The 21,086-nt window shown below is 67.4% G+C and carries 20 protein-coding genes; 9 read left to right on the forward strand and 11 right to left on the reverse strand.

The window, feature by feature from the left end; all coding sequences use genetic code 11:
- Positions 1–72 precede the first annotated feature (72 nt).
- Positions 73–540 carry a thioredoxin-dependent thiol peroxidase gene (bcp, locus tag D3874_RS08280; protein WP_119777662.1) on the reverse strand — a complete coding sequence of 156 codons (468 nt, stop codon included), beginning with the start codon at positions 538–540 and terminating at the stop codon, positions 73–75.
- Positions 518–3,523, reverse strand: coding sequence for a bifunctional [glutamine synthetase] adenylyltransferase/[glutamine synthetase]-adenylyl-L-tyrosine phosphorylase (locus tag D3874_RS08285; protein ID WP_158595898.1), 3,006 nt, complete (start codon positions 3,521–3,523; stop codon positions 518–520). The genes bcp and D3874_RS08285 overlap by 23 nt, the downstream gene beginning before the upstream one ends.
- 175 nt (positions 3,524–3,698) lie before the next feature.
- Here D3874_RS08285 and D3874_RS08290 point away from each other — a divergent pair, with 175 nt between their 5' ends.
- Positions 3,699–6,917 (forward strand): DUF3971 domain-containing protein, encoded by a 3,219-nt coding sequence (locus D3874_RS08290; RefSeq protein ID WP_147385576.1) that lies wholly within the window; start codon positions 3,699–3,701, stop codon positions 6,915–6,917.
- Positions 6,918–7,067: 150 nt separating this feature from the next.
- Here the strand turns inward: D3874_RS08290 and D3874_RS08295 are convergent, their stop codons facing one another.
- A complete protein-coding gene (locus tag D3874_RS08295) occupies positions 7,068–7,658 on the reverse strand; it encodes an ASCH domain-containing protein (RefSeq protein ID WP_119777665.1) in 591 nt (196 codons plus the stop codon).
- Positions 7,659–7,766: 108 nt separating this feature from the next.
- On the opposite strand from D3874_RS08295, the gene D3874_RS08300 reads away from it, so the two are divergent.
- From D3874_RS08300 to D3874_RS08320, 5 genes are all read left to right on the forward strand, one after another.
- Positions 7,767–8,879 (forward strand): helix-turn-helix transcriptional regulator, encoded by a 1,113-nt coding sequence (locus tag D3874_RS08300; RefSeq protein WP_119777666.1) that lies wholly within the window; start codon positions 7,767–7,769, stop codon positions 8,877–8,879.
- Positions 8,880–9,117: 238 nt separating this feature from the next.
- Positions 9,118–10,506: a threonine synthase gene (gene thrC, locus D3874_RS08305; protein WP_119777667.1), complete on the forward strand. Its 1,389-nt coding sequence runs from the start codon at positions 9,118–9,120 to the stop codon at positions 10,504–10,506.
- Between the two features lie 18 nt (positions 10,507–10,524).
- Positions 10,525–11,781 carry a M16 family metallopeptidase gene (locus D3874_RS08310; protein ID WP_119777668.1) on the forward strand — a complete coding sequence of 419 codons (1,257 nt, stop codon included), beginning with the start codon at positions 10,525–10,527 and terminating at the stop codon, positions 11,779–11,781.
- A gap of 30 nt (positions 11,782–11,811) precedes the next feature.
- Entirely contained in the window at positions 11,812–12,396 is a 585-nt protein-coding gene (locus D3874_RS08315) for a GNAT family N-acetyltransferase (RefSeq protein WP_233559877.1), read from the forward strand.
- 33 nt (positions 12,397–12,429) lie between these two features.
- Positions 12,430–13,392, forward strand: coding sequence for a hypothetical protein (locus tag D3874_RS08320; RefSeq protein WP_147385577.1), 963 nt, complete (start codon positions 12,430–12,432; stop codon positions 13,390–13,392).
- A gap of 4 nt (positions 13,393–13,396) precedes the next feature.
- On the opposite strand, the gene D3874_RS08325 is transcribed toward D3874_RS08320, so the two are convergent.
- Both D3874_RS08325 and D3874_RS08330 read right to left on the reverse strand, forming a co-directional pair.
- Positions 13,397–14,374 carry a hypothetical protein gene (locus D3874_RS08325; RefSeq protein WP_119777671.1) on the reverse strand — a complete coding sequence of 326 codons (978 nt, stop codon included), beginning with the start codon at positions 14,372–14,374 and terminating at the stop codon, positions 13,397–13,399.
- 16 nt (positions 14,375–14,390) lie between these two features.
- Positions 14,391–14,990: a YqgE/AlgH family protein gene (locus tag D3874_RS08330; RefSeq protein ID WP_119777672.1), complete on the reverse strand. Its 600-nt coding sequence runs from the start codon at positions 14,988–14,990 to the stop codon at positions 14,391–14,393.
- Positions 14,991–15,239: 249 nt separating this feature from the next.
- Here D3874_RS08330 and D3874_RS27895 point away from each other — a divergent pair, with 249 nt between their 5' ends.
- The 3 genes from D3874_RS27895 (at position 15,240) to D3874_RS08350 (ending at position 16,691) form a co-directional block, all read left to right on the forward strand.
- A complete protein-coding gene (locus D3874_RS27895) occupies positions 15,240–15,953 on the forward strand; it encodes a Crp/Fnr family transcriptional regulator (protein ID WP_158595899.1) in 714 nt (237 codons plus the stop codon).
- A 79-nt stretch (positions 15,954–16,032) separates the two neighbouring features.
- The gene (locus D3874_RS08345; RefSeq protein WP_199698994.1) at positions 16,033–16,284 is read left to right on the forward strand and encodes a type II toxin-antitoxin system prevent-host-death family antitoxin; all 252 of its coding nucleotides are present in this window, start codon (positions 16,033–16,035) and stop codon (positions 16,282–16,284) included.
- Positions 16,281–16,691, forward strand: a complete 411-nt coding sequence (locus tag D3874_RS08350) for a hypothetical protein (protein ID WP_119777675.1) — start codon at positions 16,281–16,283, stop codon at positions 16,689–16,691. The genes D3874_RS08345 and D3874_RS08350 overlap by 4 nt, the downstream gene beginning before the upstream one ends.
- A gap of 101 nt (positions 16,692–16,792) precedes the next feature.
- Here the strand turns inward: D3874_RS08350 and D3874_RS08355 are convergent, their stop codons facing one another.
- The 6 genes from D3874_RS08355 to D3874_RS08380 are packed head-to-tail and all read right to left on the reverse strand — an operon-like array spanning position 16,793 to position 21,057.
- Positions 16,793–17,203 (reverse strand): DUF6678 family protein, encoded by a 411-nt coding sequence (locus D3874_RS08355; RefSeq protein WP_147385579.1) that lies wholly within the window; start codon positions 17,201–17,203, stop codon positions 16,793–16,795.
- Positions 17,184–17,564 carry a helix-turn-helix domain-containing protein gene (locus D3874_RS08360; RefSeq protein WP_119777677.1) on the reverse strand — a complete coding sequence of 127 codons (381 nt, stop codon included), beginning with the start codon at positions 17,562–17,564 and terminating at the stop codon, positions 17,184–17,186. Before D3874_RS08360 ends, D3874_RS08355 begins: the two co-directional genes overlap by 20 nt.
- 35 nt (positions 17,565–17,599) lie before the next feature.
- The gene (locus tag D3874_RS08365; RefSeq protein ID WP_119777678.1) at positions 17,600–19,093 is read right to left on the reverse strand and encodes a carboxypeptidase M32; all 1,494 of its coding nucleotides are present in this window, start codon (positions 19,091–19,093) and stop codon (positions 17,600–17,602) included.
- Positions 19,090–19,842, reverse strand: a complete 753-nt coding sequence (locus D3874_RS08370; RefSeq protein ID WP_119777679.1) for an SURF1 family protein — start codon at positions 19,840–19,842, stop codon at positions 19,090–19,092. Before D3874_RS08370 ends, D3874_RS08365 begins: the two co-directional genes overlap by 4 nt.
- 44 nt (positions 19,843–19,886) lie before the next feature.
- Positions 19,887–20,201: a DUF983 domain-containing protein gene (locus D3874_RS08375; protein WP_233559878.1), complete on the reverse strand. Its 315-nt coding sequence runs from the start codon at positions 20,199–20,201 to the stop codon at positions 19,887–19,889.
- Position 20,202: 1 nt separating this feature from the next.
- Entirely contained in the window at positions 20,203–21,057 is an 855-nt protein-coding gene (locus tag D3874_RS08380; RefSeq protein ID WP_119777681.1) for a cytochrome c oxidase subunit 3, read from the reverse strand.
- Between the last annotated feature and the right edge of the window lie 29 nt (positions 21,058–21,086).

Below are 21,086 nucleotides of genomic sequence, written 5' to 3' on the forward strand. Positions count from 1 at the left end.
CGCCAGAATGGCACGATCTTGTCAACCGCTTAAGCCGCCGCACCCGTCCCCGATCATGGTGGCATCGCCCGATCAGGCCGCCTGGACGGCCGCCAAAACCGCGTCGACATGGCCGTTCACGCTGACTTTGCGCCAGATATTGGCGATCTTGCCCTTGGCGTCGATCAGATAGGTCGCCCGTTCGATGCCCATGTACTTTCGGCCATACATGCTCTTTTCGACCCAGACGCCATAGGCTTCGGTGACCTTGCCCTCCTCGTCGGCGGCCAGGGTGACCGACAGGGCGTGCTTCTTCACGAATTTGTCGTGGGCGGCGACGCTGTCGCGGGAGACTCCGATGACGACCGCGCCCGCCTGCTCGAAGGCGGCGATCTTTTCGGTAAAGCCGATCGCTTCCCTGGTACAGCCGGTGGTGTCGTCCTTGGGATAGAAATAGAGGACGACCTTCTTGCCTTTGAGGTCGCTCAGCTTGACCTTGCCGCCGCCGTTGGCCGGCAACGAGAAGGCGGGCGCGGCATCACCGGGCGATAGCGTCGTCATTCAGGCCTCCTGATGGTTCGAGCGCGCCGGTCCCGGCGCCGCTGCCTTGAACATAGGTGCTGGCAGGATCGCCGACCAGGGTCGCAAACAGCGCTCGCACCGCCGGCTGGAGGCGGTCGAGCGTGGCCGTCAGGGCGGCGAAATCGGCAACGCCGGCTTGGCGCGCCAGCAGGGTCTTCAGCCTGTCCGATGCCTGGTCGGGGACGAACGGATCGCCGGCCGTCAGCCGCAACAGGGCCGAGAGGCCGGCGGCCAGGCGCAGCGCCTCGTCCAGCAGGCCGGCCTGCGCGGCATCGAGCCGGCCCTGCGCCAGGAGGCGCGCGATCATCGCGGCGGTTTCGGTCGGCAGCGGCGCCGGCTGCTTGGCGCTGGTCACCAGCATCAGGCTCTGCACGATGAACTCGATATCGACGAGGCCGCCGGGGCAGAGCTTCAAGTCCCAGCGATCGCGGGCCGGGCGGTCCTTGTCCATGCGCCCGCGCATCGCCGCGATGTCGCCCCGCACCCGGGCGGCGTCGCGCGGCAGGCGCTTGATTCGGTCGAGCAGGGCGGCGGCCTGGTCGGCGAAAGCCGCCCCGTCAGCGCCGACGACGCGCGCCCGGGTCAGGGCCAGATGCTCCCAGGTCCAGGCCTCGCCCTGGTAGTAGTCGCCGAACCCCTTCAGGGTCGAGACCAGCGGCCCCTTGCTGCCGGCAGGGCGCAGGGCCATGTCGACCTCATAGAGGCTGCCTTCGGCGGTGAGCGCCGACATGGCGGCGATCAGGCGCTGACCCAGCCGCGTGTAGTAGAGGCCGGGGGTGAGCGGTTTGGCGCCGTCCGAGCCCACGGTGCCGTCCGGCACCGAAAAGATGAACACCAGGTCGAGGTCGGAGGTGACGGTCAGTTCCCGGCCGCCCAGCTTGCCAAAGCCCAGCACGGCGAAACCGCCGCCGGGGATGCGGCCGTGCGCGGCCTGAAAGGCCTGCGACACCGTCGCCAGCAACCGCTCGATCACGCTATCGGCAATCAGGGTCAGGGCTTGGCCTGCGGCGGCGTGGTCGATCAGGCCGCGCAGCAACTGGATGCCTACGGCAAAGCGCCGGTCGGCGGTCCAGCGGCGCACCGAATCGAGGACATCCTGATAATCGGTCACATCGCATAGCGCGGTATCCAGCTCGCGCCGCAACGGCTCGGGCCTGGTGATCGGGCGCAGCGCCTCGCCGCCCACCACGCTGTCGAGCAGGCCGGGCCGGCGGCTCAGCGTCTCGGCCAGCAGGGGCGCGCTGCCCATGATCTCGGCCAGCAGGTCGAGCAGGGCGCGGTTGGCATCGAGCAGCGAGAACAACTGCACCCCGGCCGGCAGGCGCGACAGGAACTGGTCCAGGCGGACCAGGGCGCTGTCGGGTTCGCCGGTCCGCGCCAGCGCTGCCATCAGCACCGGGGCGATGCCCTCGACCAGGACGCGGGCCCGTTCGTGGCGGAAGCAGCGATAGCGGCCGATCCGCCAGCCGGTGACGATCAAGGCGGCCTTGCCCGGTTCCTTGAACCCGGCCGCGGCCAGGCGTTCGGCCATGGCCGCCTCGTCCCGCGGCAGGCCAGGCGGGCGATCGGTGGGGTCGGCCGTGTCATCGGCGGCGAACAGGGCGGTGAAACGGCGCTGGATCGCCGCCAGGTGGCCCAGCAGGTCGGCGCGGAAGACGGTCGCATCGCCGTAACCCATGAAGCGCCCGATCTGGGCGACCGCTTCAGGCGCCTCGGGCAGCCGGTGCGTCTGTGCGTCCTCGACCATCTGCAGGCGATGTTCGAGGTGGCGCAGGAAGCAGTAGCCGGCGATGAGGGTGTCATGGTCGGCCGGCGGCAGGCGCCCGATCGCGGCCAGGTGGTCGAGCATGGCCAGGGTCGCCGGCTGGCGCAGGGCGGGGTCACGGCCGCCCGAGATCAACTGCTGGATCTGGACGAAGAATTCGACCTCGCGAATGCCGCCCGGCCCCAGTTTCACGTCATGGCCTTCGACGCCGATGTCGCCATGGCCGTGGTGATCGCGGATTTTCTCCTTCATGCGCTGGATGTCGCGCACCGCGGCGAAATCGAGGTGCTTGCGCCACACGAAGGGCCGGATGCGCTGCAGGAAATCGTGGCCCGCCTCGATGTCGCCGGCCAGGGGCAGGGCCTTGATCATCGCCGCCCGTTCCCAGTTCTGGCCCAGGCTCTGGTAGTAGTTTTCGGCGATGTCGGTCGACAGCGCGATCGGCATGGCACCCGGATCGGGGCGCAGCCGCAGGTCGACGCGGAAGACATAGCCGTCGGCGGTGCGCTCCTGGATGATCTTGACCAGGGTCTTGGTCAGACGGACGAAGAGCTCGGACGGCGTGCGCTTGCCGGTCGCCCGGATGACATCGTCGTCATAGAAGACGATCAGGTCGATATCGCTGGAATAGTTGAGCTCGCCCGCGCCGAGCTTGCCCATGGCCAGCACGATGAGGCCGCAGCGGCTTTCCGGATCGGCCGCATCGGCCAGGGTCAACTCGCCCTTGGCCGCCGCCTCGCGCAGGACATGGGCCGTCGCCGCCCGCAGGGCGAGGCCGGCGAAATGGCTGAGCGCCCGGGTGGTCTGCAACAGGGGCCAGCCCGCGGTGAGGTCGCCCACCGCGGTCGCCAGGGCCACCTGCGCCTTGGCCTGGCGCAGCCGCCGCATCAGCGCATCGAGGGCCAGGCCGGCGGTCGCCGCGGGGGTCAGGCTGGGCCACAGCGCGTCGAGGAAGGCTGCGGGGCCCTGGGCAACGATCTGCGCAAGCGCCGCGGGGTCGCGCTGCGCCAGGGTCGACAGATAGGGGCTGTAGGCCGCGAAGATGGCCAGGACTGCCAGGATGTCGCCCTGCTCGCCCGCCGGCGCCGCCCCGCCCCGGGCGGCGTCGAAGCCTTCGATCACGCGCCGGACATCGGGATGGGCTTGGGCGGGCGGGCAGGGGGCTTTGCTGGGCAGGCCAAGGTTTACGCTGGTCAAGTTTTCTCGAGCCTGTTGGGGAACCTGAATTTTGTAGGTTTACCTTGACCGGGCAGATGGTCTGGTCAAGGTAAACCTGCTAGGGAGCGGTGACGCGCTGCGGCGCCACGCTGTCGTCGTCAATCAGCCGGGGTCGCGGAACAACAGGCGGTTTCTGGACGAGGTTTTCTCGAAAGTGGTACGGCGCGCTTCTCGGTTCACAGCCCATCTGTTCGGTGGTGCGCTCGCCGCGGTGATCATCGTGGTGCTGGCGATCGGCATCCGTTTGTCCATGGGGCCTATCTCCCTGGGCTTCCTGACCTCGATGATCGAGGACAGTTTCGCGGCCAATCCCGACGGCCTGAAGCTCACCGTTGCCGACACTGTCCTGACCTGGAGCGGGATCAACCACGACGTCACCTTGCAGATCGTCGGGCTCGAATTGCGCGACCGGGACCAGCGGCTGATGGCCAAGCTGCCCAGCGCCGATATCGACCTGTCGGTCAAGGCGCTGTTGACCGGCACCCTGGCGCCGACAGCGGTTGCCCTGGTGGCGCCCGAGATCTCCATTCGCCGTGCCGCCGACGGCACGGTCGAACTGGGCCTGGGCGGGGCGGTCGCGGCCGAAAACCGGCCCGACGACGGCCGCTCGCCGGTCAGCGAGCTCATCGCCCTGCTGCGGCGGGGGCCCGGCAACAGCGAATCCCTGCGGCACCTCGCAACCTTGTCGGTCGTGCGGGCTCACCTGCTGATCGAGGACGAGGTCACGCTGAAATCATGGATCGCGTCCGATGCCAGTTTCGAGCTGATGCGCGGCCTGGATGGCGCGGTCGCGCTGCGTGCCGACGTCGCCCTGTCCAGCGGCGGCGAGCAGGTCAGCCTGCACATTGCCGGCGCGGTGCCGGCCCAGGCGACTCAGGATGTGACCCTGGCGCTGAATTTCGCCGGCCTGGTGCCGGCGCTGTTCGATTCCGGCGGCGAGATCATCGGCCCGGCGGGCGGCATCGTCATGCCCCTGAGCGGTCAGGTCGCCCTGGCCGTCGACAACCGGGGCGAGCCCAGGACCCTGTCGTTCGACGTGCGTGGCGGTGCCGGCGGCATCAACCTGCCCGAGCTGTTTCCCGAGGGGCTGACCCTCGACAGCATCGGCCTCAAAGGCTCTTTCGACATGACCGCCAGTGTCCTGCGCTTTGATGCGCTACAGGCGCGCCGCGGCGAATTCTCTGTCGATGCCGCCGGTACGATCACCATCGCGCAGGCCGGCCTGGGGCTGGACCTGACGATCAGGATGCCCAAGGCCCCCATCGACGAGCTGGGTGCCCTGTGGCCGGTGAAACTGTCGGTGAACGGGCGGCGCTGGGTGATGCAGAACATCCGCGGCGGCCATATCACCAATGGCGTGTTCCGCTTGAAGGCGCCGCCCGGCGCCCTGGACCGGAGCGAACCGCCCGGCGACATTTTCGCGGGCGACTTCGATCTTGCCGATACCTCGGTCAACTACCTGAACGGCCTGCCGCCGGTCGCCCACATCGAGGGCAAGGCGCACATGACCGTCGATGCGATCGATGTGGCCTTCGAGGCGGGCAAGGTCGACATGGGCGCCTCGGGTATCGTGACGCTGGAGGGCGGCACGGCACGGGTTACCGATTTCAACAAGCAGGACCAGACCGGCGACATCAGCTTCACCGCCAGCGGCCCGGCCCGCGCGGCGCTGGCGCTGGTCGACCGGCCGCCGCTCGGCTATGCCGGCAAGATGGGCATCGATCCGTCGCGGGTCAGCGGCAACCAGGCGACCAAGGCGCGGTTCGTCCTGCCCCTGGTGGCCGACCTCGACCTCGACAACCTCAATTTCACGACCTCGAGCCACCTGACGAACCTGGGCATCGACAAGGTGGTGGGGCCGCTGTCGATGACGGCCGGCGATATCACCATCAGCGTCGACCAGACCAAGGCGGTCGGCGAGGGCAAGGCCATGCTGGGGCCGACCGCGGTGGCGCTGTCCTGGAGCGAGAGCTTCACGGTGGCCCCCGGCGGGGTGACGACGCGGCTTTCCGCCTCGGGCCTGGTGGACGAGAAACTGCGCGAGCAACTGGGCATGCCGGCCGACCGGCACCTGACCGGCCCGCTCGATACCACGGTCACGCTGGAAGGGCGGGGGCAGAGCATCGGCGCGATCACCGTGGCCATGAAGCTGGATCAGGCGGCGATCGACGTGCCGGAACTGGGCTGGTCCAAGAAGGCGGCCGTGCCGGGCACGCTGTCGTTCCGCGTCCAGATGGCGGCGCAGCGCTACAAGATCGATGCCCTGCAATTCAAGGCGCCCGCACTCGATATTGCCGGCGGCACCGGCGAGTTGACGCGCGATGGCGCCCTGCTGCGCCTTGCCGTGAACCGGGCGCGATTCGGGCGGACGGACCTCAGCTTCGATATCTCGCGCCCGGCAGCGGACCAGCGCTTCCAGGCCAAGCTGCGCGGTGCGGTGCTCGACCTGTCGGAATATCTGGCGCGGGCGGCACCCGAGCGCCTGCCTGAAGCCGACCGCCCCGATCCGGCCAAGCCCGACAGCCTGCCGGACTTCGATTTCGACATCGCGATCGATCGCATCCTGCTCGACGATGCGGCTTCGCTGTCGGCCTTCAAGTCCAACGGCAGTCATTTCGGCGGGCTTTGGCGTTCGGCCGTGGCCCACGGGACGCTCGGCGCCAATGCGACGTTCAACCTGACCCTGGCGCCCGCCGCCGGTTACCGCGAGTTCCGCATCACCTCGGGCGAGGCCGGCACCTGGACGCGGCTGCTGGGCATCTACAGCGATATCGAGGGCGGCTCGCTGAGCCTGGTCGCCCGGATCGACGATACCAAGCCCAACCGGCCGCTGACCGCCGATCTCGATATCCGCGATTTCAAGCTGGTGCGCACGCCCACCCTGGCACGGATACTCACCCTGGCCTCGCTGACCGGCATCGCCGAAGCGGTGGGCGGCGAGGGCATCAGCTTCGAGGCGCTGAAGGCGAGGGTGCACATGGAAAGTGACGTCATGCGCATCGAGAAGGCCCGCGCCTATGGCACCTCCATCGGCATGACCCTGGCCGGCACCTATGACACCTGGGGTCGCTCGATCAGCGTCGGCGGCACCATCGTGCCGTCCTACGGCCTCAACCGCTTCCTGGGCGCCATCCCGCTGGTGGGCGATATCCTGACGGGCGGCGAGGGCGGCGGCCTGTTCGCCTTCAACTACAGCGTGGTCGGCGCGATCGAAAACCCGGACGTGAACGTCAACGCCCTCTCGGCCCTGGCGCCCGGCATCCTGCGCGACATCGTCTCGGCGGTCGACGGCAGCAATTCGGCCGCCGACGCCGCGGCCCCGCCGATCATCGAGGTCCCGCAAAAGCGCCAGGCCCCACCGCCGGCGAAGTAAGGGTGCCTCGGGGCGACGCCGTGCGTCCTTCGAGACGGGCGCTTCGCGCCCTCCTCAGGATGAGGCAAGTCTTTATACCAAAAAGATTTTCCTCATCCTGAGGAGCCGCCGAAGGTGGCGTCTCGAAGGACGCACCGCGTTGCCGTGAGATCATTCGTTCGTCGACGGCGCCTCGCCGTCCAGAAACGCCTGGCCGCGTGGCGACAGCCGGTAGCCGACGGCATGGGCGGTGATCAGGCCCAGGTCTTTCAGCTTGCGCACCCGGCGCTTGAAGTCGTCCTTCTCCATCCCGACCCGGGCCGCCAGCGTGATCGCGGCCACTTCCGGCTGCGCGCCGATCAGGGCGAGACAGGCCCTGGTCCATGGCTCGCCGCCGCCGGCCCGGTCGTGGCGATCCAGGCGCCGGCGCAGGGCGTGACGCTCGTCGTCGCTGATCTCGCCGGCCTGGGCCAGGGCATGGCGCGGGTCCGGACCCGCGAGGTGCAGGTGGACGCGGTAGAGCGGCAGGGGGCCGTCGCCCAGCGACCCGAGCAGGGCCTGAAGGCTGACATAGCCGGCTTGCCGGGCTTCTTCCTCGGTGACGGCGGACGGTTCGACAATGTCGACCGACTCGATGGCGAGGGTGCCGATGGCGCTTTTCATCGTTCTGCCCGCGCTCACCGACGGGCGTTGCCAGCGCCGGAACACCAGGCTGATCCGGCCGCCGGCGATGGCATCGAGGATTTTTTGTTTCAGCAGCATGTCCAATACTCGTGTCCCAGGCGTTGACCGCGGGGCCATTCGTCCGGACTATAGTCGCGGCTGCGGGACGGGGTGTTGCTTTTCGTGGGTTTACGTCGGGAGCGGCCGATGGCGCGGGTTGATATCGATACTGTTGCAAACGCCGTCGCCGGCCTTTACGAGGCGGCCTACGACCCGTCGGCATGGCCGGCAACGATCGAGGCGCTGTGCGGCCTGTTTGGCGGCTCGAAGGCCTGCCTGTGCCGGCAGGGGCCGAATCTCCAGGCCTCGGACGTGATCAGCACCGCGGCGGATCCGGCCTATGCGATCAGTTTCATCGATGAATATGCCTATCAGCCCAATCCGCTGATGAACGTCTTCGAGACCGTGCCCGTGGGGCTGGTCTACAGCGATCACGCGATGGTGGGCCGTGAGACCCTGCGACGGTCCAAGTTCTGGACCGAATGGATGGCGCCCCAGGACATGTACGGCGGCCTGGCGGTCAAGCTGCTGCGCTCGGGCGCCTCGTCGTGGTTCTTCGATGTTCAGCGCGGCCGCAACCAGGAGAGTTTCGACCGGCGCGATGCCGATCTGCTCGAGCGGATCCTGCCCCATCTCCAGCGGGCCGCGGAAATAAGCTGGAAATCCAGGACCAGCAAGCTGCTGGCCTCGGCCTTCGCGCAACTGCCGTTCGCGGTGATCCTGGTCGACGGCCACCAGCAGATTGCCGGCATGAACGAGGCCGCCGATGCCGTCCTCGCCCGGGGCGACCTCAGCGCCCGCAACGGCCGCTTAGGGACCCGCGACCTGGCGACGACCAGGGCGCTGCACCAGCTTGTCATTGCTGCCAGCAAGAGCGCGGACGGGGTGCCGGGGGTGGGCGGCGAACTGCTGATCGCCGGCGCCGCCGGGCGCTCGCCGCTGGCCCTCTCGGTTGCGCCCTTGCGCGACGTGCAGGCCGAAGGCCTGCCGATGGGGGGACTCGCCGCGGTCTTCATCCGCGAACTGGGCCACCGCGACCGGCCCGATTTCGGCCCCAGGCTTCAGGCCCTGTTCGGCCTGACCCGCAAGGAAGCCGAAGTCGCCACGGCGCTGGTGGCCGGCTGCTCGCTGAAGGAAGCGGCTGCGGGCAGTGGTATCGGCATCACCACCGCCCGCACCCACATCGCCAGCATGCTGCGCAAGACCCACACCGCCGGCCAGGTCCAGCTCGTGGCCCTGCTCACCCGGGCCATGAGCTAGCGGCTTTCGCTGTTGAAATACCCACCCCGATCGTCATCCCGGCGAAGGCCGGGATCCATTGGCGTGACGCGCGGGATCTTCGTCACTGCGTGCCAATCGCGATCCCGATTTCCCTCGGCATGGATCCCGGCCTTCGCCGGGATAACGAGATGGAAAGGACGGGCGGACAAGCTTGGTTGAAGCCGGCGGGCGTCGGGGCTAGTCTCCGCCGCGGCTTGTCAGGCTCAAGGATCTCGTGTTGCGCTATGTTTCCACCCGCGGGGCGGCTCCCGTGCTCGACTTCGAAGGGGCGCTGCTGGCGGGGCTGGCCCGTGACGGCGGGCTTTACGTGCCGGAATCCTGGCCCGAAATCGGCCATCGGCTGACCTTCTGGCGCGGCCTGTCCTATCAGTCCCTGGCCTTCGAGATGCTGGCCCCCTTCGTGGGCGAGGCGCTGCCGGCCCCGGCCCTGGGCGACCTGATCGATGGCGCCTACGGCAGTTTCGGCCACAAGGCGGTGTGCCCGCTGGTCCAGCTCGGCCCGAACGATTTCCTGATGGAGCTGTTCCACGGGCCGACCCTGGCCTTCAAGGACGTGGCGATGCAGCTCCTGGGCCGGCTGTTCAACACCATCCTGACCCGGCGGGGCGAGAGCGTGACGGTCCTGGGCGCGACCTCGGGCGATACCGGTTCGGCCGCGATCGAGGCCTTGAAGGGCCTGCCGGCGGTGACCGTGGTCATGCTGCACCCCAAGGGCCGGGTGTCCGAAGTCCAGCGCCGCCAGATGACCACAGTGATGGATGGCAACATCCATAACGTCGCCGTCGAGGGCACCTTCGACGATTGCCAGGCCCTGGTGAAGACCCTGTTCAACCGCCTGGAATTCCGTGACAAGGCCCGGCTTTCGGCGGTGAATTCGATCAACTGGGCCCGCATCGTCGCCCAGACGGTCTATTACGTTTATGCGAGCCTCGCCCTGGGCGGCCCCGACCGGCCTATTTCGTTCGCCGTGCCCACGGGCAATTTCGGCGATGTCTATGCGGGCTACGCCGCGGCCAAGATGGGCCTGCCGGTCGAGAAGCTGGTCGTCGCCACCAATCGCAACGACATCCTGGCCCGGGCGCTCAACACCGGCGACTATTCGACCGGCACGGTGCAGCCGACCATCAGCCCGTCCATGGATATCCAGGTGGCGAGCAACTTCGAACGCCTGCTGTTCGATCTCCACGGCCGCGACGGCACCGCCGTCGCCCGGGCCATGGACGGTTTCCAGGCGACGGGCAGGCTGACCATCGCACCCGATGCGCTCGATCAGGCGCGACGCCTGTTCAGGGCGGTCAAGGTCGACGAGGAGACGACGCGCGAGACGATCGGGCGGACCAAGGCCGAAACCGGGCTGATCGTCGATCCCCATACCGCGGTCGCCCTGGCGGGGGCGGCGCAGGCGCGGGGCGACATCGGCGTGCCCATGGTGACCCTGGCGACCGCCCATCCGGCCAAGTTCCCGACCGCGGTCGAGGCGGCGACGGGGGTGCTTCCCGCGCTGCCGCCCCGCATGGCCGACCTCTATCAACGCGATGAGAGATATGCTGTGCTGCCCAATGACGCCGACGCCCTGCAATCCCATATATCGGGCATCATCGGTTGAGGCGGATTTGGAACAGGCATGAAGGTCGAAACTAGTCTTCTGGATAATGGTCTTGCGGTCCTGACGGTGCCGATGCCGGAACTCGGCTCGGCGGCGTTGGGGGTTTGGGTCGATGTCGGCGCGCGCCACGAGACGGCGGCGCTGAACGGCGTCAGCCACATGCTGGAGCACATGGCCTTCAAGGGCACGGCCCGGCGCAGCGCCCGCCAGATCGCCGAGGAGATCGAGGCGGTGGGCGGGCACCTGAATGCCTTCACCAGCCGCGAGCAGACGGCCTATTATGCCCGCGTCCTGAAGGACGACGTGCCCCTGGCCGCCGATATCCTGGCCGACATCCTGACCCAGTCCGCCTTCCACCCCGACGAGCTGGAGCGCGAGCGCCAGGTCATCATCCAGGAGATCGGCCAAGCCCAGGACACGCCCGACGACCTGATCTTCGACATGCTGCAGGAGGCGACCTATATCGACCAGCCGATGGGCCGGCCGATCCTGGGCAGCGCCGACAATGTCGCGCGCCTGACCCGCGACGAGATTTCCGGCTACATGGCCGATCACTACCGGGCGCCGGCGATGGCCGTGGTCGCGGCCGGCGCGATCGATCACGAGCAGGTCTACCGCCTGGCGCAGGACTATTTCGCAAAGCTCGGCCCGCGCGGCAACGGCCGGGCGGAAGCGGCGCGTTTCACCGCCGGCGACCGCCGCGACGACCAGGATCTCGAGCAGGTCCACCTGGCCATGGCCTTCGACAGCGTGGGTTATGACCACCCCGATTACTATGCCGCCCAGGTCTATGCCACCGTCCTGGGCGGGGGCATGTCGTCGCGCCTGTTCCAGGAAATCCGCGAGGTCAGGGGCCTGGCCTATTCCGTCTTCGCCTATGCAAGCCCCAATGCCGACGGCGGCACCATCGGGCTTTATGCCGGCACCAGCGAGCGCGACGCCGGCGACCTTGTGCCGGTGATCGCCCAGGAAATGGCCAAGCTGGTGGTCGACGCCACCGAGGAGGAAGTCGCGCGGGCCCGGGCGCAGCTTCGTGCCGGCTTCCTGATGGGGCTGGAGAGCCCGTCGTCGGTGATCGAAACCTTGGGCCGGCAATGGTTGATCCACGGCCGCAGCCTGCCGACCGAGGAAGTCCTCGCCGGCCTTGCCAGGGTCGATGCGGCCGCGGTGCGCCGCTTCGCCGAGGCGACCATGCGCAGCCGCCCGGCCGTGGCCGCCCTCGGCCCCCATGGCGCGATCGAATCGCCGGCGCGCATCGCCGCCCGTTTCGGCTGACGGGCGGGGACGGGGGAGAGGGCGACAATCGTGACCCTGATCCGCTCCCTGCGTCTCGACCCTATGCCGGTGGTGGTAACCGCCCGGGTGGAAATGCGCCCGCCGACCATGGGCGATTTCGAGGATTGGGCCGCGCTGCGCGCCGACAGCCGCGATTTTCTCACCCCCTGGGAGCCGATCTGGCCCGCGGACGATCTCACCCGCTCGGCCTATCGCCAGCGGCTGCGCCGCTATGGCCGCGAGGTGCGCGAGGATATCGGCTATACTTTCTTCCTGTTCGGCCGGGGCGACGGCGGCTTGCTGGGCGGCATCTCGTTGACCAACGTCCGGCGCGGGGTAACCCAGAGCTGCTCGCTGGGCTATTGGATGGGGCGGCGCCATGCCGGCCGCGGGCTGATGTCCGAGGCGGTGAAAGGCGTCGTCGTTCACGTCTTCGAAACCATGCGCCTGCATCGTATCGAGGCGGCGTGCCTGCCCAGCAACGAAGCCTCCAAACATGTCCTGCACAAGGTTGGTTTCAGTGACGAGGGCCTGGCCCGCCAGTACCTGCGTATCAACGGCCAATGGCGGGATCATCTGCTGTTCGCCATGCTCGCGACCGATCCGCGACCATAACGGCAGCGGTTACGTCATTCGCTGGAGAGGCTTTTGAGCACGCAATCGAAGCATCACCCGTCCGACGGGGTGTGGTCCCTGGGGGCCACCCTGCGCCGGCTGCTGGGCTGGTCGTTCGCCGGGCTGCTCGGCCTGCTCGCCGGCTCGGTGCTGGTCTTCGCCGCGGTGATCTACGGCTTTGCCGGCCTGGGCTTCGTGGTCCTGCTGCTGATCGCCGCGGTCGGCGCCCTGGCGGGACTGATCCTGGCCTGGTGGCCGACCCGGCGCCCCGTCGACCGCCGGATGCTGCGGCTGCCGCTGGCGCTGCTGGCTGCCTTGCTGGCGGTCTGGGCGATGCACCTGGCGCCGCTGGGCGAAGTCCTGGCGCAGCGCGCCGCCCTGGCGGCATGGGGCAGCGACAGCCCGCGTGTCCGCCTGCAGGCGCTTGGCCCCCGCAACGAGTATGCGGCATTCTTCATCTTCGCCCTGGAGCGGTCGGCGCAGACCAAGGCGCAGGTCAAGACGCTGTTGCAGCCGGCGCAGAACCTGGGGATCGACTGGCGCTTTACGGCCGATCCCGCCGATCCCGACGCCCTGGCCCGGCTGCGCAGCCAGTTGATCGATCTCGACGTGGCGCTCAGCGCCGTGCCCGACAAGCTGCCGGGCCTCTATCTTGCCGAAACCCAGGCGATTGCCACGCGCGCTGTCGAATTGAAGCTGTCGGCCTCCTTCGGGCAGACGATGGCCGCCACCCTGGTCGCCCGGCAGCGCGACTATACCGCGGTCTATGTCGCTTTCGCCCAGTTGATGCGCCGCGCGGCCGAGCAGTTGCGCGCGGTGGTCGACGCTGTTGCTACGGCCAAGGTTACACGCGGCGCGGACGGCCAGCTCGTCTACGGCGACGAGGCGACCAGGGCGAAGGTCGAGCCGCTGATCGCGGCACTCGATCAGACCCGCACGCAGATTGCCAAGCTGGTCGACAAGGCCAGGGAGGTCGAGCAGTACTACCGCTGGTAACCGGCTACAGCACCGGGGCCGGCGGCTCGGTCAGTTTCCGGCGGATGGCCGCCAGCGGCGCCTGGTCGTCGAAGATTACCTCGTTGTCCTTCAGCGCGACCCCCAGCCGGGCGAACAGGGTGTCGAGGTCCGGCGCGACCGGGCTGTCCTTCATCTGGGCATAGAGTGTCGCCAGAACATCGGTGCCGGTCGCGGCATCGCCGACGCTGACCAGCTTTTCCATCGGCCAGTAGGTGCCGTTGCCGCCGCTTTCGCGGTTGATCGCCCGCAGCGCATCCTGAAGGCCCAGGCGATTGCCCGTGCGCTCGCGGATGGCGATATCGGCCAGCAGGTAGAAGGTGGCGCCGCCCCAATAGGTGCGGCCCCAGGCGTCGGTGTGGTTCAGGCCCTGGTCCGTGCTGTCGGGCTGGCCTTTGGGCATGCCGGTCAGGGAGTCGCGCCAGACGCTGGCCGGATCGAGTTGCCCGGCCTGGGCGCGGGCGATCGGCTCGACGTAGACGGCGCTGCCTTCCATGGCCCAGCGGCGCTCGTCGCCCAGGAAGGGCAGGGCCAGGTGGGTCATTTCGTGGACCAGCACCCAGTCGCGGCGGAATGCCTCGAGCCCGGCCTGGCGGCCGACCCCGACCCGGATCGCCGCGCCGTTGTAGCCATAGGTGACGCCGCCCTGGCCCACCCGCGCATCATCTTCGGCCACGATCAGGATGCCGACATGGGCCACCGGAAACCTACCGAAATAGGTGGTGACGGCGACGGCGCTGGTCTTCACCCAGTCCATCACCGGGCCGCGATCGAGGCCCTCGGCGCCGTCGGCGAAGACGACATCGATCGTGCCGCCACCGATGGAAAGGGTCTCCTTCGCCTGCACGGCCAATGCCGCGTAGATGACGTCGGGGTCGCGGTAGGCGGCGGCCGTCGTGGCGGTGGCCGGCGCGGTCAAGGCGATCAGCGCCAAGGCGGTGACGGCGGCAAGTCGCTCCAGCATCGGCCGTCCCCCTGCATCAGGCGCGGCCCGCGGCACCCGACAGTTGCGCGACGTCGAAGCCCAGCTTGGCGATGGCCCGGCCCCATTTGCTGTCGAGATCGGGCGAGAAGATCAGGTCCTGGTCGGCATCGACGTGAAGCCAGCCGTTGGCCTGGATCTCGGCGTCGAGCTGCCCCGGCCCCCAGCCGGCATAGCCCAGGGCGAACAGGCAGCGGCGGGGCCCGGCCCCGCTGGCGATGGCGCGCAGGATGTCGACCGTCGCGGTCAGGGCCACATGATCGCCCACTTCCATGGTGGTGGACTGGGCATAATCGTCGGAATGCAGAACGAAGCCGCGCCCGGTCTCCACCGGGCCGCCGGCATGGACCCGGATGTGTTCGGTGGTCGCGCCGGATTCGATGCCCAACTGGCCGAGCAGTTCGGGAAAGGTGATGTGGTCGGCCCGCTTGTTGAGGACCAGGCCCATCGAGCCTTCCGACGAATGGGCGCACATGTAGATCACCGTCCGCGCAAAGCGGGGATCGCCCATGGTCGGCATGGCAACCAGGAGCTTGCCTTCCAGCGAGCTGTCGGCGTTGTCGCCGCCGGCCGGCGAGGGGTGAGGACGCGTCGTCATGCTCTTAAGATTGGTCCTGCCGGCTCGACTGGGCAAGAGGGCAGGCACAGGGATCGGCGTGACAAAAAAAACCCCCGCGCCACGGATGGGGCGGGGGGAAGTTTGTGCAGGGTTGGCTGCCTCGGGTGCGAGGCAGGGGGACCATCGCAGATCGCCGGGTCGCCGGCTGTGAGCACCGTCACAAGAAATCGCGAAAGCGATGCGCGGGAAAGATTGACCTTGGAGCGCCGTCTTGTAGGCTTCCGCCCCATGTCGACCGGTAACCAGCTTGCCAAGATTTCGCTTTTGAACGGCCTGACCGAGGCCGAGCTGACCGATCTCGCACGGGTGTCGCGCTGGCACCGCTTCGACGAGGGCGAGGTGGTCTTCGACCGCCAGAGCGATTGCCGCGGTGTCTACCTTGTCGTCGAAGGCGAAGTGGACGTCGTCAACTACTCCAATCAGGGGCGCGAGATCGCCTATGCCCGCGTGCGGGCCGGGGAATTCTTCGGCGAGCTCTCGGCCATCGACGGCGAGCCGCGCTCGGCCAATATCGTGGCCCAGACCCAATGCCGCATCGCTGAAGTGCCGCGGGAAACCTTCACCGAGATGCTGAAGAACCGCCCGCAGATCGCCTTCAACATCATCCAGAAGCTGGTCAAGATCATCCGCACCGCGGACGACCGGATCATGGACCTGGCGACCCTGGGCGCCCATCAGCGGGTGTGCATCGAATTGCTGCGCCTGGCCAAGGCCGATCCGGTGAAGCCCGGCTGCTGGATGGTCTATCCCCTGCCGACCCAGGCGGAAATCGCCGCCCTGGCCTCGACCACGCGCGAAACCGTCGCCCGGGTGATGAGCCAACTGGCCGAGGACGGCATGATTCGCAAGGTCCACAAGACCGTCTACATCGATTCGCGCGAGAAGCTCACCGAACTCGCCAACCGCCTGAACCCCCGCCGCGAGGACGCGCCGGCACGGTAGGGGGATTTCCCCCTGCCTTGCTGAAATACAGCAAATGCAGTAATCTTGTAATTGCTGTATTTGCTGAAGGATCAAAGCCGTGGCTACCTATTCGACGAGCGACCTTTCTCGCAAGTCCGGCGACATCATCGCCGATGCGCTACGCCATCCGGTGACCATCACCCAGCGCAACAAGCCCCGCCTTGTCCTGCTCAGCATCGAGGACTACCGCCGGTTGGTGAAGCGGGGCGACAGCCGCGTCGCGAGCAGGCTCGAGGACATGCCCGACGATCTGTTTGAGGAAGTAAAGCGCGCGGTCGATGCCTATGAGCGGGAGGGAGAGGATCGGTGAGCTTCGACGGCATCGTCGCGGCTTCAATCGTTCGATACCCTTATCTGTGGGCGAGAGAGGCCGCCCAAGGCGAGACCGAGGGGCGTAAGTTGCGCCCGGCCGCCGTCGTGATCCGCCTGCCTCGCGAAAATGGCGATCTGCTCCTGCTTCTTCCGATCACCAGCAAGGAACCGGATCGGTCACGGTTTGCGATCGAGATTCCACAGATCGAGAAGCGTCGAGCCGGCCTCGATGCCGATGTCCGCCTCTGGGTTGTCTTGGATGAGTACAATTTGGATATCGTCGGCCAATCCTATTACCTGGAACCGGAGCCGCCGCTTGGACACTTCAGCAAGGCCTTTTTCCTGCCGCTACTGAAGCAGTTCCTTGCACTGCGCACCAAAAGCCGAAGTGTCGATCGGGTGTAATCGGAAAGATCCCGACCCTTACCCGAGATACCGCGCCTCCAGGTGCGTGCTGAAGACCGCGATGCAAGGTGGCACACTAGATCGCCTGGATGACAGGCCGGCTAGGTCAGTCGGTATCCGATCACCCGAACAGAGTTTTCCATAACTTCAGTCTCCAAGCCGATCATTTTGCAGATCAATGCGATGTCGGAAAGGGAAATGGCATCGGGTGATTTCGCTGGTGTCAGGTCGCACCATTCAATCTTTTCATATTCTTCCAGTCGAAAATGGTAAAACCACTCACCATCCGATTTCCCGAAATGATCAAGCCCCAAATACTTTATTTGCCATATAGGGGCCTTTGAAGCCAGCCCGGCCATTTTCTGCTGGAGCTTGCGCCACTTCGTGTTGTTTGCGTAACTGGTTATATGGGCCATCCGCGGACCTATGCTTTGTTTGCTTTTCGGAATTTCAGATTCTCGCGGCGTCTCTGCCCAATGCCGCAACGATCCCTCAAGCCGCGCGCTGCCCATCGGACGAGCGAATCAGGACGTCAGCCGAAATGCCGAGCGACTCGTGCAGGCGGCGGATCATCTCGATCGATAGCCGTCGTTTACGGTTCAGTACCTCGGCGACGCGGGCCCTGGTCCCGATCAGGGGTTCCAAGTCCTTGCGGGTAAGGCCCTGCTGTTCCATCCGAAACTTTATCGCGTCGATCGGATCGGGCGGATCCATCGGAAAATGGGCTGCTTCGTAGGTTTCGACCAAGGTCGCAAGGATATCCAGACGATCGCCGTCAATGGTCCCCGCCTTTGCGCCCCAAAGGCTTGCCACTTCCTCCAGGGCGCGCTCGTAATCCGCCTCGCTGCGGATCGGCTTCAGTTCTGCCCGCATGTTGAACCTCCGTCGCCCAGCCGAGCGGACCGAGCTTACCCCAGATACCGCGCCTCCAGGTGCGTCTTGAACGCGGCCACGCCGAGCGGCATGCCGGTGGCCTGGGTCAGGATTTCGTCGGTGGTGCCGTTGGAGCCCTTCTCGTGGACATTGCGGCGCAGCCAGGCCAGCAGGGGCTTGAAGTCGCCCTGGCCGATCGAGGGCAGGATTGCCGGGTCGGCGGCCTTGGCGGCGGCGAAGAGCTGGGCCGCGGCCATGGCGCCCATGGTGTAGGTCGGGAAATAGCCGAAGCTGCCGCCCGGCCAATGGATGTCCTGCATGCAGCCGTCGGCATCGTCGGGCGGGCGCACGCCCAGCAATTCCTCCATGCCGTCGTTCCAGGCGCCGGGCAGGTCGGCGACCTTGAGGTCGCCGGCGATCATCGCCCGTTCCAGGCGGTAGCGCAGGATGACGTGGCTGGGATAGGTCACCTCGTCGGCATCGACCCGGATCAGGCCCGGCTGCACCCGGTGATAGACCAGGCGCAGGTTGGCGGCCGTGAAGGCCTCGCCGTCGCGGCCGAAGGCCTCGCGCACCAGGGGCGCCAGGAAATCGATGAATTCCAGGCTGCGGCAGGCCTGCATCTCGAACAGCAGGGATTGGCTCTCGTGCATGGCCATGCCGCGGGCGTTGCCCACCGGCTGGCCGCGCCATGACGACGGCAGGCCGCGCTCGTACTGGGCGTGGCCGGTCTCGTGGATCACGCCCATCAGCGAGCGGGTGAAGTCGCTCGTCGCATAACGCGTGGTGATACGCACATCATCGGGGACGCCGCCGGTGAAGGGGTGGTGGCTGACATCCAGGCGGCCGTGGGCCCGGTCGAACTGCAGCACGTCCAGGATCCGGTCGGCCAGGGCGCGCTGGGCCTCGACCGGGAAGGGGCCGGGCTGGGGCAGGGGCGCGCCCCGCGATGCCTGCCGTTCCAGGACCTGGCCGCGCAGCTCGGGCAGGAACGACTGTAATTCGCCAAACAGCACGTCGATCCGGGCCGCCCGGCCGCCCGGCTCGTATTCGTCGAGCAGGGCGTCATAGGGATCGAGATCGAAGCTGGCGGCCTTCGATGCCGCGACCTGGCGCACCAGATCGAGCAGGGATTGAAGTTTCGGCGCCAGGCTCTTGAAATCGTCGGCACCGCGCGCCGTGCGCCAGACCAGTTCGGTCTCGTGCGACTGGCGGGCGATGACCTCGACCAGCGCCTGGGGCACCGCCGTCGCATGGCGCCAGACGCGGCTCATCTCGTGCAGGTTCGCCTGTTGCCAGGGATCGAGCGGGACACTGCCCGCCGCCGCCAGCAGGTCGGCCATGTCGCCTGCCGTCAGCAGGTCGTGGGCGATGACCGACAGGGTGGCGATCTGCTCGCCCCGCGCCGCGGCCCCGCCCGGCGGCATGACCGCGGCGCTGTCCCAGTGCAGGACGGCCAGCGCGCCCTGGACATTGGCGATGCGGCGGAAACGGTCTTCCAGGTGGGCGTAGGCGTTGGTCGCGGTCATGGCGTTCTGGCCTTCTTCGCGTCGTCGGGCCGGAAATGAAACAGGAAATAGATGACCGCCATGCCGATTGCCAGAGCGTACCAGGTGATGGCGTATTGCAGGTGATCGTTGCGCAGGTTGATCACGCTCTGGCCGCCGACGGGCAGGCCGCCCGGGTTGGGTGTCGCATCCGCCTCGACGAACAGGGGCAGGGCGCCCTCGGCATGGGCCGTCTTGGCCATGGCGGCCAAGTCACCCCAGAACCAGATGTTCTTGTCGGGGGCGTTGTCGGGCACGAACCAGCCCTGGGGCCAGCCGGGCCGTGCCATGCCGGTAACCGTCACGGTGCCGGCGACCTGACCGTCCTGGCGGGTCTTGGGATCGGCCTTTTCCGTGGGCACCCAGCCGCGGTTCACCAGCACGGTGGTGCCGTCGCCACGCACCATCGGGACCACGATCAGATAGCCGAGCTTGGAGGCTTCGTCATAGGCGACGATATGGATCTCGTCCTCGAAGCGGAAGCTGCCGGTGACGCCGACCTTGCGGTAACGCCAGGCTTCCGGATCGTCGATCCTGGCCGGCAGTTCGACCGCCGGCAGGGCCTGGTTGGCGTGCAGGGCATCGATCAGGCCCTGCTTCCAGGCCAGGCGCTGGAGCTGCCAGGTGCCGAGGGCGACGAGCAGACCGACGATCAGCACGGTGAAGACGGTGGGCCACAGCGTCGGGCGAAAGCGCTTGGGCCCGGCCGGCCTGGTATCGGTACTGATCATGTAAGAACCCTCAAGGGCGCCTCTGCCGCCGGGGCGGCACAGGGCTACCAGCCGAGCTTGCGGTACTGCTGGTGGATCAGCGCCGTCTTGATCCGGCGCAGCATGTAAATGGAGAGGCCGAGGATCACCGGCAACCAGATCACCATCTGGAGCCAGATCGGCGGCTCGTAGTTCACTTCAAGCCAAAGGGCGCCGCCGGTGACGAAGGCGCCCAGGATCAGGATCACGAACACGGCCGGGCCGTCGCCCGTGTCGATCGCCGCAAAGTCGAGGCCGCAACTGTCGCACTTCTCGCGCAGGTTCAGGAGGCCCGTGAACAGGGCCCCCTGACCGCAGCGCGGACAACAGGCTTTTGCCACCTCAGTGGTGCGCGACGGTGGAGCCGGCACCCCAGACATAGATGCAGGCGAACAGGAACAGCCACACCACGTCGACGAAGTGCCAGTACCAGGCAGCCGCCTCGAAGCCGAAATGGCGTTCCGGGGTGAAGTGGTTGCGGGTGGCGCGGATCAGGCAGACGGCCAGGAACACCGTGCCGATGAAGACATGGAAGCCGTGGAACCCGGTCGCCATGAAGAAGGCGCCGGCATAGAAATTGGCGCCCGCCTCGTTGCCGCCGAAGGAGAAGGCGGCGTGGGCATATTCATAGGCCTGCACGCAGGAGAAGAACACGCCCAGGATCACGGTCAGCGTCAGGCCCTGGATCAGGCCCTTGCGGTCGCCTTCCAGCAGGGCATGGTGGGCCCAGGTGACGGTGGTGCCCGACAGCAGCAGGATCACGGTGTTCATGAAGGGCAGGTGCCAGGGGTCGAAGGTCTCGACGCCGTGGGGCGGCCAGACATGGCCCATGGCCTCGGTCGGGAACAGGGCGCCGGCGAAATAGGCCCAGAACCAGGCGACGAAGAACATCACTTCCGAGGCGATGAACAGGACCATGCCATAGCGCAGGCCCAGCTTCACCACGGGCTTGTGGTCGCCCTTATGCACCGACTCGTCGACCACATCGCGCCACCAGGCCAGCATGGTGTAGAGCACGCCCGCCAAGCCCAGCCAGAACAGCAGGGAATGGGTCGGGATGAAGGTCATGAACTGCTCGGGGTGCAACCAGCGCACACCGCCCAGGGCCATGATCATGGCCGAGAACGCGCCGATGATCGGCCAGGGGCTGGGGTTTACCAGGTGATAGTCGTGCTTGGGGGCGTCGATGCTTGCCATGGCTGTCGTTCCTCGAACGGAATACTCAG

The sequence above is a fragment of the Oleomonas cavernae genome, assembly GCF_003590945.1.
GTDB classification, from domain to species: Bacteria; Pseudomonadota; Alphaproteobacteria; order Zavarziniales; family Zavarziniaceae; genus Zavarzinia; species Zavarzinia cavernae.

What these genes read in the sequence shown, in the direction of transcription:
- D3874_RS08325 (WP_119777671.1), bottom strand. Translation starts at nt 14,374, where the DNA reads ATGCTGGAGCGACTTGCCGCCGTCACCGCCTTGGCGCTGATCGCCTTG.
- D3874_RS08365 (WP_119777678.1), bottom strand. Translation starts at nt 19,093, where the DNA reads ATGACCGCGACCAACGCCTACGCCCACCTGGAAGACCGTTTCCGCCGC.
- D3874_RS08370 (WP_119777679.1), bottom strand. Translation starts at nt 19,842, where the DNA reads ATGATCAGTACCGATACCAGGCCGGCCGGGCCCAAGCGCTTTCGCCCG.
- D3874_RS08355 (WP_147385579.1), bottom strand. Translation starts at nt 17,203, where the DNA reads ATGGGCAGCGCGCGGCTTGAGGGATCGTTGCGGCATTGGGCAGAGACG.
- D3874_RS08295 (WP_119777665.1), bottom strand. Translation starts at nt 7,658, where the DNA reads ATGCTGCTGAAACAAAAAATCCTCGATGCCATCGCCGGCGGCCGGATC.
- bcp (WP_119777662.1), bottom strand. Translation starts at nt 540, where the DNA reads ATGACGACGCTATCGCCCGGTGATGCCGCGCCCGCCTTCTCGTTGCCG.
- D3874_RS27895 (WP_158595899.1), top strand. Translation starts at nt 15,240, where the DNA reads ATGTCGACCGGTAACCAGCTTGCCAAGATTTCGCTTTTGAACGGCCTG.
- D3874_RS08380 (WP_119777681.1), bottom strand. Translation starts at nt 21,057, where the DNA reads ATGGCAAGCATCGACGCCCCCAAGCACGACTATCACCTGGTAAACCCC.
- D3874_RS08310 (WP_119777668.1), top strand. Translation starts at nt 10,525, where the DNA reads ATGAAGGTCGAAACTAGTCTTCTGGATAATGGTCTTGCGGTCCTGACG.
- D3874_RS08360 (WP_119777677.1), bottom strand. Translation starts at nt 17,564, where the DNA reads ATGCGGGCAGAACTGAAGCCGATCCGCAGCGAGGCGGATTACGAGCGC.
- D3874_RS08330 (WP_119777672.1), bottom strand. Translation starts at nt 14,990, where the DNA reads ATGACGACGCGTCCTCACCCCTCGCCGGCCGGCGGCGACAACGCCGAC.
- D3874_RS08300 (WP_119777666.1), top strand. Translation starts at nt 7,767, where the DNA reads ATGGCGCGGGTTGATATCGATACTGTTGCAAACGCCGTCGCCGGCCTT.